Source organism: Paenibacillus sp. FSL M8-0228 (assembly GCF_038007385.1).
Taxonomy (GTDB): Bacteria; Bacillota; Bacilli; order Paenibacillales; family Paenibacillaceae; genus Paenibacillus; species Paenibacillus polymyxa_D.
The window spans coordinates 2,726,987-2,739,640 of the sequence record NZ_JBBOXA010000001.1 but is presented as its reverse complement, the minus strand read 5'-3'; the positions used below and the strand labels follow the sequence as shown (position 1 = coordinate 2,739,640).

The following is a 12,654-nucleotide window of genomic DNA, read 5'->3' as shown; positions in this document are numbered from 1 at the left end:
GTTATATCCCCTTAAAATGTATTTTTTCTAAATTTTATACGCTCCACGGCTTGTTTAAAGCATGTTGCAGCAGCGTCATTTGGACAACGAGTTCATCCATATTCCGTTCAATTTGCTTTACTTTCAACTGATTTGTAGCGACCTCCGTGCCCGTAGCAAATCCACGGTCCTTTCTTTTGCGAGAAATGTCCAACACTTTATTAAGGTTCTGTAGATTACTTCGCATTTGCTCATATTGTTCTTCATTTTGCTGTAAGTTAAAGTACATACTCTTCAGTGTTTCTGCTAGTTGATCCTTGGTATTTTCCAGTCCACCTTCTGCTGAATCTACATCAATCTGCTTAATTTCATAGTCATCCGTTCCCGAATTCCACGTGTAATATTTAATTTCCATTTTTGCTAGCTTGACTGCCTCTTCCTGTCTCCATACTGAAGGACTCGCCGAGATGGCACGCGTCACCAGCGTATCCAGATTCGTGTTATCCATCTTCCGGTAAACGGGTCGGTCCACTAGTTCATATAACGTTCCTTGGGACTGCCCCATTTGTGTATTAAGCGAATCCTGCGCTTTTTGCAGTGCAGCTTTAGCAATGTCTACATTCTTTTGAGCCTCTATACGAGTCTGAATAATCGTACTTCGATCACCTGGAGAAATTTTTCCACGGTTGGCCTTCGCTTCAGCAGCTTTTTCCTCCAATAGCGCAAGCGAAAGTGCATCCTCACTACTCTTTACTTTGTTATCAGCCAGAAGTACGTCATAATAATTCTTCATTGCAGTGTAATCTGTCTGATCTTGGGCAAGTTCGATTTGCTTTTTGGATTCCAAATAAGAAACTGTCGATGAAGCATACCCCTTCCATGCTGAACTACTAGCCGCATCTTCTTCACCGTTGCCTTGACCTGCCGGAATGAAGTCCAGATTCTTGCCTGCATTTTTTAGCATAATCCGGTTGCGATCTATCGTCTGCTGGGCTTCCTTCAAGCTAAAACTATTGGATTGTGCCCACTGCTGGGCTTGACTCAGTGTTAATTTCACACTTGCTTTGGTAACCTGCTGCTGCGCCTCCTCTGCTTGAACAAAGGACTCTGATAAAGAACTGGCCGACAAGGCGAGCAGCAATAAAATGAACATACGTTTTTTCATAGATATCCCCACTTTAAAAATATGGTAACGACTAAGGTCGGTTCTTAAATAAGTTGTTATATGAATTATGTGTTTTCTTCTGTATCCCACTTGAGACCTTACCTTCTATTCGGTGCACATTCCAGAAAGGAGGAACACCGTCCTGCCCTTCTGCAACTTTTTACACACAACGTACCGTTCCTTATAGTATCTTTAAATCTAATTGACGAAGATACAGAGAACGTACAATAAGAAAGGAAAGAAATTGGATGGCCCAGAAGCACAGCATAATCTGAATCAGCGTAAGATGAACGGGTACTCCATATATTACAGATGGTTCTGACATCACTAAACAAAGCACCATTCCCATAGACGATACGACTAATGGCAGAAGAAACAGGAATGCAATTTGTCTGGAAGCCGATTGTCTCATTTCCCTTGAGTTTAGTCCAATTTTCGATAAAGCTCGGTATATTTCTTCATCTCGCTGAAGATCTACATATAGTCTGAAATACAGCAGGCTTACTGTACTTGCCAACATAATAATGGCGATAAATCCGCCAATAAATTCACTAATAACCAGATCCATCTCCGATGTCAAATAGTCTACGGCCCTAGAGTTAAGCACCCCTTTATTCACCCTATTGGCCAACACAGAATACAACCATACCTCTTGTTGAGTTTCAGAAGTTTCTAAGGAAAGCTGGCCATTCTTCCATTTTGGCACAAAATAATAAGTAGATTTAAATGCCAACGGATCATTGAAATACCGATGTTCAATTAAATAGTCGTAAGTTCGATCAGTAACAACAAGTAGCCTTCCTAGTTCAGAGACGATATTTCCATCAAACTTCAGGTTATGATCTATCGTCTTAGTATCCATAATCTCAAGATTCATCATATGAGATTTCCCTTGCTTGTAAGTTAGCTTTTTTTCAAAAAGGGTTTTCTTTTCTTCGAGAGGCATCTCGTTTGGATCGATAATGAAAAAACCTTGATTCTCCCGAAGCGTAGGTACCTGTTTTAGCTTCTTAAACTTGGAAGCAAGTGCTTCATAGTTGGATTGTTTCATCACTGGCGCAATCTGTTCCCGAAAAGGGAAGACTAATACTTCACCTTTTCCATAATCCACCCCAGCCGTATACAGATTTTGGTCAATCTCTTTTTCAAGCTCGTTAGAACTTACAACATCAGAAGTAAATGCAAATGAATAAGATTGCTCCCTAAGAAATCTTTTTTGCTGTTGCATGGAGTCAAAAGTTGATGCGGCTCCTACACAGGAAATGATAGAAATGAGGGTAATCAATGAAAAAAGCCCGGCATTATTCCTCATTTTATATGTGATCTCAGATAACCATAACAAACGCGATCCGCTCCAAGACCATTTCCTGTTAGCTCTAAGCAATTGAATGAATAGTACACATGATTGAGTATAAAATAAGTAAATACCCAGAGATCCCATTATAATTGTATATTTAAAGGTGTCTCCAACCGAATAGTGCAATATATAAAAGGAAAGGGTCCCTAAACGATAAGGTGCCAGATAAATGTAGGGTGAAAAATCAAGCTTCATTAAATATACAGCCGCTCCGATTAATACTACGGCAAGAATGGACAGACTCCATGAAGCTTTAGGCTCTTTGTTGAGCTGAGGAGCCTTGCTAAAAAGCTGCTGTAGTTTAAAACGTCGGATAAAGAAAACAGACACAAGTGAGATCAATATAAACAAAAACATAAATCCAATTCCTGTAAAGGCAAGTGCTTTCCAGGGAAAATAAAATCTTAAATACATTCCTATGACATTGGAACCCATAAGCAGGAAAAACTTCGCTGAAACAAATCCTCCGATCATCCCGGTCACCAATGATAAAAAGCCTATAATTAGATTTTCAAAAGCTACCAAAAAACAAATTTGCCTATGACTCGCTCCTAAAATGGTGAGTATACCAAATTCTTTCTTACGTGCAGCAACAAAGATATTGTTTGTGTATAATACGAAAAAAAAGGAAAATATAAAGATTAACAGATCCGCAACCTGTAATCCCTTTTTTACGTTAGCTGCTGTGATTACATTCGAGACATCCGGGTGAAAAATAAATACCGCATATACGAAAAAAATCGTAATCATCAAGGAGCTGCTTAAATAATAAGGAACGTAAGCACGCGCATTGCGTTTGAGATTATTCCATGCTAACAGACGAAAGCTCATGTGCATGTCTACTTCCCCCCAAAAAGGAGAGCATATCTATGATTTCCTGAAAAAATATTTGCTGACTATGACTACGACGGATTTCATTATATAACTCACCATCTTTAATAAAAATGACCCGATCGCAATAGCTAGCTTCCAAGGCGCCGTGTGTTACCAGCACAATTGTAGAATAGTCTACACGGTGAACAAGGCTCAGCATTTCCATTACAACACGCGAAGACTTGGAATCGAGATTTCCGGTTGGTTCATCTGCAAGCAGGAGCGAAGGAGAATGAATCATAGCCCTGCCTATGGCTGCACGTTGTTTTTGTCCCCCCGATACCTCATAAGGCCGTTTGTCCAAAACATCTGAAATATCCAGTTTTTTCGCTACTTCTTCCAGTTTGTGCTCCATTTCCTTTAACCCTTTTTTATTCAGCATCAGAGGAAACAGTATGTTTTCTCCCAAAGTGAGGGTTTCCAGCAAATTATAATCTTGAAATACAAGCCCCAGTTCTTTGCGGCGAAATAAAGCCAGCTTATCCTTCTTGAGCAGATGTGGATTTTCCCCTTTAATGCTAACCTCGCCAGAAGTCGGCATATCAATGGTCGAAATCATATTTAATAATGTTGTCTTCCCACTACCAGACGGCCCCATAATACCAACAAACTCGCCTTGTTTGATCGTTAAATGGATATTGTTAAGAGCTCGGTAGGGAACCTTGCCATAGTATATTTTGGTAACTTGATCCATTTGTACAATCTCCATCGTTCATTCCTTTCTTTTTCCTATGTCATGATCATAATCCATCCAGATAAGTGAAGCGACCGATTAACATTACAAAAACCTTAAATGTGTTGTAAGGTTTCTCATTTGCCAATGGAAAACAGGATTTGAACCGTCGTCCCTTTACCAACCGTCGATTTCAATTGAATATCATGATTCAGTCTTTTGCAGATTTCAGACACCAAATAGAGTCCCATCCCGGTTGATTCACGATACTTCCGCCCATTTTCACCTGTGTAATAAGCCTCAAATACCCGTTCTATGTCTTTTTTAGGGATACCAATCCCCTCATCCTGTACTTCCAACACAATGACATCCTCTCTTACGTCAGACATCAGCTTCAGACTGCGGGCATGACCTGAAGAGTACTTTACCGCATTGGTCACCAATTGGTTAATGATAAACCCTAGCCATTTGGCATCGGTAATCACACTCAACTGCTCGTCCACTTCATTGGAAGGATAAATTTCGTTGCGGATCAATAATCTTTTGTTATCATAAATCACATCACTAATCAGATTTCGTAATACAACAGGCTCCACATGAAAATCTGGTTCAAAGGATTCCAATCGTGACATATACAAAATCATGTCCAGTCCTTTGCCCATTCGATCAATCTCATCGTGAATCTGATCCGATTCGGGGTCTATTCTTCCTTTGAGGATTAAATGAATAACAGAAAGAGGAGTTTTCATCTGGTGAACCCACTGATTGATAAACGTAATATGATCGCGCTGCTGATGCTCTAACTGATGTATTCGGGACTGATATAATCGATAATATTGTAAAAGCAAATGTTGTAAAGAAGAGGCTAGCGGATTAAGTACCTTCATTTGAATAAGCTCATCTAAATCTCTAATGTTTGTAGCGGATAATATGCGATATAAGCCAGAATACATAACGTATCGGAACAGCAAATAGACTACCAATAGGATGGACCCAAAAAAGACGGAATATAGGGCCGTCGACCAGTTACGATAACCATCCATCCAATAGATACTTAACACAAGAAAAAGTTGGATGATATTAAAAATGACCAGCGAAAAATGGTCGCGCCAAAAAAGCTTCACCGTTCTTCCTCCTCAGTCAAGTGAAGCCGATAGCCAGCCCCTCGAACCGTCTCTATGATATCCCCTAGTCCCAGCTCGCTCAGTTTTTTGCGGACACGTGTGACATAAACATTCAGTGTGTTCTCCCCTACATATTGGTCATCATCCCATAAAGCCTCTAAGATATGAACTCGCCCTACAACCTGCTTAGGATATGTCATCAATAGCTCCAGGAGGGCCGCTTCTTTATGACTCATCTCTACCTGCTTGTCATGGTATACAAGTTCCATAATGTCGGGATAAAGAGTCAAGCCTGACACCGTTAAGGATCGTGATGGTGGAGCAACGGCATAGGAACCATAGGCACGCCGTAAATTACTTTCTACTTTGGCCAGTAGTACTTCGGGATAAAATGGTTTCGTAATGTAATCATCTGCTCCGTTTTGCAAAGCAATGACCTGATCCATTTTATCATCACGTGCAGACACAAAAAGGATGGGGCATGTAGACTGAGTCCGTATTTGCCTGCACCAATAAAATCCATCAAAACGAGGTAGATTCACATCAAGTAGTACCAAATCAGGCTTTACCTCTTCAAAGATAGCCAGAACTTGATCAAAATTTGAAACAATAATTCCTTGATAACCATATTTCTCAAGATAGGATTGGAGCAAGGAGCTGATTTGAGGGTCATCCTCTACTATTAATATCTTCTGCATCGTGTTTTCTACCTTCTTAGTGCTTGAATTTTTAACAACTGATTTCTCTATATAATGCCTTTATTTGATCGTTCAAGCAATAACAACAATCTAACCCCCTTTGGTTGTAGATGATTAGGAGTTTTTCATGGTGGTGTATATTGAATCCCGAATTATATACATGGTGCCGAGCACCAGAGTGATTAACAGTATAATTATAATAACGATAACTGTGACTGTTATAATAGTTCTTTTATGATTTTTTAATGTTTCATGGAAACTTTGCTTTGGATCTTTCAAAGTTTGCTTCACTTCTTTCCTTGCCTAGCTGTTTACCAGCATAACAGCTTCTACATAACGAACAACAGTTTAAACTTACAAAAACCTCTATTTTACTGTAAGGTTTCTGATTAGCCACAAACCATCGTCGGATTGAATTAACGTATGTACATATCAAAAATGCCCGGCTAGAGAATCTTTTTCTGATTCTCTAGCCGGGCATTTTATTCTTTCTACCCTTTTACAGCAGAACCTACCGTCATCGCCCGCTCCACTTGTTCACTCAAGAACAGGTAGACAAGTACCATCGGTAAGGAGGCCATAGTCATAACAGCTCCCATGGCTCCCCAATCCGTACTGTAGGAACCCTGGAAGAAAAGTAAGCCTAGAGGCAATGTTTTCATATTTTCATCAGAAATTAGAATATAGGCCAAAGTGAACTCATTCCAGTTGTTCAAGAATTGAAAAATGGCTACCGTCGCAATTGCAGGCAATGCAAGTGGCATAATGATTTTCAGGAACAGTCTATAAATATTAGCTCCATCCATGCATGCCGCCTCTTCAATCTCTTTAGGAATTGCTGTTAGGAATCCATAGAAAATCATTGACGAGAAAGGAAGCCCAATTGCGATATAAGGAAGAATAAGAGCTCCGTACGTATTCGTAAGATGAAAATCGCGAACCAAAATCGCCAGCGGTATCATGATAACCTGCAGTGGCATAAACATTCCTATGATCATATAAGTCCGGACAGCTGAACGAAACCTCCATCTCATACGAGCCACTGCGAAGGCAAACATCAGAGCCAGCAAAAGGATGAACAAAGTCGAAATCGTTGATACGACCAGACTGTTCAGAAAGTAACGGGGAATATTAAATTGCGTCCACGCATTGATGTAATTTTCGTAACGAAAATGCGTTGGCAGTCCAAATGGGTTAGAGACAAAGATCTCATCGTTGTTCTTGAACGAGTAGGAAACCATCCAGAACAACGGGTAGACCGAAACAATAAAATACAACCACAGCGGTATCTGCAGAACAGCTTGTCTGAACTTGCTCAAAGCAGTTTTACTCATTTCGTTCTCCTTTTCAATACACGCCTTATCAGGCGGTTTGTCCGCGGTCGAACAGCTTATTGATAACTACAGTTGCCAGTAGTGAGATTAGTACAAGCAGCACGGATACAGCACACGCATACCCATAATTGCTTTCCATAAAAGCATAGCGGTAAATCATGAATGTCAATGTATAGTTTGTAGTACCGGGCCCTCCGTTTGTCATAATCAGCATCTGCACAAAGGCCCCTATTCCAGAGGTAATCGCAATAATGAAGCAGAATTTGTACGTTTCCCTCATCAGTGGAAGCGTGACATGCCAGTGCGCTCTCCATTTGGTGCAACCGTCAATCGTGGCGGCTTCAAAGTAGTCTTCGGGTATTGACTTAACTCCCGCATATAACAACGCAAATTGATAACCCATAAACTGCCAGGCATTAACGAAGGCAATGGCAATAATCGATGCTGTCGGGGAGCTCAGCCAATTTTGCTGGTACGGGATGTTCAAGAGATCAAACAGTCGGTTGATCAATCCGTTAGTTGGGTCATAGATTGCGATCCACAGCTGGCACACCACGGTTACCGATAGGACAACTGGGATAAAATAAGACGTTTTCAGTATTTTTCGCCCGCGTGTGCGCGGGTCAGCACAGATTAGCGCTAATAGTGTTCCCAGTCCGATCTGAAAGACCGCCAGAACAATGGCAAATATTAATCCGTTCTTAAGCGAAGTAGCAAGTAGAGGATCGGAGAACAGTTCCCGATAATTACTCAGTCCCGAAAAGGTCAGCGTACTCAGGCCATCCCAATCATAAAAGCTGCGAAGAACGGTTTGCAGAACGGGATATATCAAAATTACGCTATACAGTATCAAAGCAGGGAGGAGAAACAGCGCGAGTGCCGGTTTGTTCCCCAAATATTTATTCATGTCTTGCTTCCACCCCTTATCTTCGGAACAGCATCCCCTAGCGACTTATGCCGCCAAGGGCAGCCGAGTTCCTGAATTCTCAGTTTTCTTTATCCAATGTGCTATTCAGATTGTTCACAAAATCGTTTTCAGAAAAGTTGTCTACCATCAAATTCTGAGTATTGTCATTAATAGTGTTCTGAATTTTTGTACTACTCAGAAGTTGAGCATATTCCTGCGCATTTGGCAGCAACTCTTTGACAACTCGCTGCATCATTGCTGGAACATTGGAGGCGATTGGCTTATCCACTTTCTGCGAAACAATTGGGCTTCCAAGTTGAGTGTATCTGTATTCGGCTGACTTTGTGGCAAGGAACGCCGCTACCTTTACGGCTGTTTCCTTATTTTTGCTACTTGATGATACTGCGTAGCCCTGCGGAGAACCTGAGCCGTCAATGAAATATTTGGATTTCTCGTAGGTTGCTTCATCCTTTGCAGGCCAGTACATCCAGTCGACCTGGTCGCCCAGCTTTTCCTGTGAGCTGTAAATTTCCCATTGTCCATTCACGAACATGGCAGCTTTGCCCTGATAAAACAGGGACGAAGCCTGATCATAATTGGTGTTCGTCGCGTTTGCATCGAATAATCCGGCTGCTTGCAGTTGCTTCATCTGCTGTGCCGCTGTTACGAATGCTTCCGGCAATGCTTTTACACCCTTCTCATCAAGTGCTCCAAATCCACGCGGCTGCTCCCTTGTAACCAGCCCATTATAGAAAGCGGTCGTAATCCATTTTTCTTTGGCAAAGATTGACATAGGTACGTAACCAGCAGCTTTCAACTTTTTCGCTGCATCGGTCATCTGGTCAATCGTCTTAAGCGGTGTTTTAATTCCTACCTTCTCGAAAATTGACTTGTTGTAATAGATCATTTGGAATTCAATGCCGGTTTCGGGATAAGCATATACATGATTGTCTGGAGCTACCAAACGCGATTCAACACCCGGATTAAGATTCTTCTTGAATTCGGCCGTTGTGTCATAGTTGTCCAGCACCTCAACATTTTTCGATTTTGCGAAAGTTTGCAGGACAGCCCAATCCGCTAAATAGACATCCGGCATATTGCCCGTTGCCGCATAAGTTTTAAGCTTCTGTCCTCCGTCCTGTACGGCAGGATCCAGTTCAATTTCTACGTTTGGCATCTTCTTTTTAAGCTCTTCCACCGCATAATCGAACGGCTTTATGGTATCGTCATCAAAATGTTGTGCATACACCTTTAATTTGATCGTACCGTCCCCTGCCTCGCTCTTGGAAGAGGTCGAGTTATCTTCCCCACAAGCAATCAATCCAATCGACATAGTGAGCACTAGCAAAGCTGCACTCCAACTTTTGTAAGTTTTTTTCATTTGCTTAATCCCCCTCATGCAGTGTGTTTTATGTTTGCGCTTTCATTTGCATGACTACAGTATACTGCCGCTTCTATTCTTGATTAAGGAATAAAACGGGCATAACCAGTAAAAAACGGGACAAATAGAGCAGCGGTTCTCCGTATATAGGAAAACCGCCAGGCTTAAATCGAAGTTGTCCTGCCTCGCAGGACAGGCGCTACCTTTTTTTGAGTTGCTCATATTCAGTGGGTGTCATGCCAAAGCGTTTCTTGAAGCATTTGCCAAAATAATTGGGGTCACTGTATCCTACACTTTCAGCGATTTCTGACAGCTTCCGATTTCCTTTCAGCAAAAGCTCCTTAGCCTTCTTCATTCGGATGTGTGTAATATGATCCACTATGGAAAAGCCAGACTCCTTGCGAAATACGCGGCGCAGGTAGCTGGGATCGACGAATACTCCGCACGAAACCTGCTCAGCAGACAGCTCTGAGTCTGCATAATGTTCCTCAATATAGTTGATCGCCGCCACAAATAAATTGGAAGCCTTCGTAGGACGCATATTCTCCATCAGTTGGATCAGCTTGCGGTATAGAGCGAGCATCCAACCTTCAGCAGCCTCCCAGGAATCTAACTCTCGCAGCCGTTCGTAAGGAGAATTGTCTCCTCCATTTTCCCATAGCCGGTCATAAGGAATGCCTCGTTCACTGGCAAAGGAAAGGGCTAAAGATACGATTCCCATAAGCATCGCATCTGCGTATTCGTCTCCCCATTTATATTTACTAAGCTGACGGATTGCCTTACGGACCTCCTCTAGCGTTTCACTGTCTTTCATTCGGAGGTCAAGCACAACCGCATCGCGTAGATGGCCCAAATCAGGCATACCTGCTCTGCTATGCAACACTTCGCCGCCCTGTCCCCTTAACTCTGCACTTTCGCTCTCCTGTGGAAGCACCGGTAGCTTCGGCTTAATGCGTTCCAACATCGAGAGCATTTCTTCTGCATTGAACGGCTTCAACAAATAATCCTGTACTCCGGTTCGAACCGCCTTCTGTAGGTATTCAAATTCGTTATGTCCAGATATGAATACAATAACGATGCGTTCGAACTTGACTTTCAATCTCTTGGCTAATTCAATTCCGTCAATGAAGGGCATATTGATATCTACGAGGGCGAGATGTGGCTGATGCCGCTCGGCTTCCTGAAGTGCTTCCTGTCCGTTCCTTGCTTCGCAGCAAACCCGAAAACCATGAATTTCCCAATCTATCTTCATACGCAGAAAGTCTCGGAACAGCGGTTCATCATCGACAATCATCACTTTATACATTTTGGTGTTCACTCCCCTTTGGCAGCATCGGCAGCGACAGGTCAACAGTTGTTCCCTTCGTGAGCACACTTTGCACGGATATCCCATACTCCTCGCCAAAATACAGGCTCAGCCGCTGCTGAACGCTGTAGGTGCCGATTGATCGTATTCCTTCTTCCGGCAAATGTCTGGACATAATGGTCTGAACCTGTATTTCGTTCATCCCCACGCCGTTGTCCTCCACTCTAACGACCACCTTATCGCCCTGTCTAAAGGCAAAAATGCGGATAAAACCTTTTGTTCCTTTCTTCTTAAGGCCATGGTAAATCGAATTCTCGACAAGCGGCTGAAGCGAGAGCTTCGGGATCGGTGTACCTTCAAACTCGGGAGGAATATCCACTTCATAGCGAAACACATCGGGATAACGGATTTGCAGAATCGTCAGGTAATCATCAGTAATCTGAGCTTCCTTTTCTAAAGTGATTAGTTCCCGTCCCTTGTTCAGCACCATTCGATAAAAATCTGCCAGCGCTTTTGTAGTATCTCTAGCCTCCTCATTACGATCTAATCCATTGAGTGCATAAATGGTATCTAAAGTGTTGTACAGAAAATGCGGTTTAATTTGGGCGCTTATCAGTGCAAGCTCATATTCACGCTTACGGTTCTGTTCCTGCCTTACCTCATCCAGCAGCTCCCGAACCCGTCTTACCATAAAGTTAAACGCCTCTGCAATGGTACCGATTTCATCTTCAGTACGGACTGTTGCAACAGGTTGCAAATCACCAGTTACTACTTTTCGCATGGCCTTAGTCAATTGTTCGAGAGGACTAACGACCATTCTGGACAGAAAGCTAGCACCCAGCCAGGAAAAAACAAGGCATAACACACCGATTAATAGCGACAATCTAACATTTTGCCGGACATCAGCTGTAAGCAGGCTAAGAGAAACAATATTGACCAACTTCCATTCCATTCGGTTATAATCAGTGACCGTTATCAGGTTGCCCTCATACTCGAATGAGCACGTTCCATGGGATGCATTAGGGGCACAACGTTGGATGGCCTCACCCAGCTGTGGATTCACCGGATTCATCAGCATCTCATTGTCTTCTGCCACAGCCACGCGCATTTCGTTATCTAAAAAATAATAAGATTTGGGTGCATCTGGATCGCTGGAACGAAAGTAATCGGACAAACCTTCTTCCTTCACTAACAGAAAAAGCGTTCCATAGGGTTCGCCGGTGTCTATATTAATGACCGTCTTCCCCAGTGTCAAAACGGGAGAGCTCGGATCTGGAGTTAGGAAATCCCTCTTCTCCATATCAAACCAGAGGGCCTGTCCATAACTTTCAGATTCCCTTACCCGCTTAAGCATGCTATAGATCTTGCGATCATCCCCGCTTTCGGTATAAGAGGCGAAAATCTTCCCTTCGTTATCAATGAAGACAGCGGCATCCACCTCACGAAAGATTGACAAATCAATGGATAGTCGGCTCTGCATCAAGTTTCCAAATTGGATAGGCTCCATGGCAGTATCAGGTTTGGCGCCGTTTGAATCGTACATCCGGTTAATATTTGTGACCATAATATTGGCCGCCGTTTCCACACTCCTGAAAATGTAATCGGTCCTAGACAAGATAAGCTGAGACTCATCGACCACATTGCTGGTGGTTTGATCTATCAAAGAACGGCTGAAAAGTTGGTTGGACAACAGTCCAAGAATAAGCAGAGAAATAATAATTAGCGGAAGAAATACCGTTATAACCTTGCTCTTAAAGCGAAGTCGACCAAACCACTTACGAGCTAGTGACAGAATATTCAACTAGAACCCCTCCGTCATCAAGAGAATATTCATCATGTTAACACAAACAATCTCTA

10 protein-coding genes are annotated in these 12,654 nt (G+C 42.5%); all 10 read right to left on the bottom strand.

Annotated features, from left to right (window positions below; translation table 11 throughout):
- Positions 1-34: 34 nt before the first annotated feature.
- Positions 35-1,144, bottom strand: a complete 1,110-nt coding sequence (locus MKY98_RS12440) for a TolC family protein (RefSeq protein ID WP_069011319.1) — start codon at positions 1,142-1,144, stop codon at positions 35-37.
- Between the two features lie 181 nt (positions 1,145-1,325).
- Positions 1,326-3,338 (bottom strand): ABC transporter permease, encoded by a 2,013-nt coding sequence (locus tag MKY98_RS12435; protein WP_069011317.1) that lies wholly within the window; start codon positions 3,336-3,338, stop codon positions 1,326-1,328.
- Positions 3,304-4,083, bottom strand: coding sequence for an ABC transporter ATP-binding protein (locus tag MKY98_RS12430; RefSeq protein WP_069011315.1), 780 nt, complete (start codon positions 4,081-4,083; stop codon positions 3,304-3,306). Before MKY98_RS12430 ends, MKY98_RS12435 begins: the two co-directional genes overlap by 35 nt.
- 101 nt (positions 4,084-4,184) lie before the next feature.
- The gene (locus MKY98_RS12425; RefSeq protein ID WP_069011314.1) at positions 4,185-5,171 is read right to left on the bottom strand and encodes a sensor histidine kinase; all 987 of its coding nucleotides are present in this window, start codon (positions 5,169-5,171) and stop codon (positions 4,185-4,187) included.
- The gene (locus tag MKY98_RS12420) at positions 5,168-5,869 is read right to left on the bottom strand and encodes a response regulator transcription factor (RefSeq protein ID WP_069011312.1); all 702 of its coding nucleotides are present in this window, start codon (positions 5,867-5,869) and stop codon (positions 5,168-5,170) included. The genes MKY98_RS12425 and MKY98_RS12420 overlap by 4 nt, the downstream gene beginning before the upstream one ends.
- Positions 5,870-6,360: 491 nt before the next feature.
- The gene (locus MKY98_RS12415; RefSeq protein ID WP_029518494.1) at positions 6,361-7,203 is read right to left on the bottom strand and encodes a carbohydrate ABC transporter permease; all 843 of its coding nucleotides are present in this window, start codon (positions 7,201-7,203) and stop codon (positions 6,361-6,363) included.
- A 28-nt stretch (positions 7,204-7,231) separates the two neighbouring features.
- Complete coding sequence (locus tag MKY98_RS12410; protein WP_069011311.1) at positions 7,232-8,110, bottom strand: carbohydrate ABC transporter permease; 879 nt, start codon at positions 8,108-8,110, stop codon at positions 7,232-7,234.
- 79 nt (positions 8,111-8,189) lie between these two features.
- Positions 8,190-9,491: an ABC transporter substrate-binding protein gene (locus MKY98_RS12405; RefSeq protein WP_069011309.1), complete on the bottom strand. Its 1,302-nt coding sequence runs from the start codon at positions 9,489-9,491 to the stop codon at positions 8,190-8,192.
- A gap of 199 nt (positions 9,492-9,690) precedes the next feature.
- On the bottom strand, positions 9,691-10,797 hold the full coding sequence (locus tag MKY98_RS12400) for a response regulator transcription factor (RefSeq protein WP_029518497.1): 1,107 nt from the start codon (positions 10,795-10,797) through the stop codon (positions 9,691-9,693).
- Positions 10,790-12,598, bottom strand: coding sequence for a cache domain-containing sensor histidine kinase (locus MKY98_RS12395; RefSeq protein WP_069011308.1), 1,809 nt, complete (start codon positions 12,596-12,598; stop codon positions 10,790-10,792). The genes MKY98_RS12400 and MKY98_RS12395 overlap by 8 nt, the downstream gene beginning before the upstream one ends.
- Positions 12,599-12,654 lie beyond the last annotated feature (56 nt).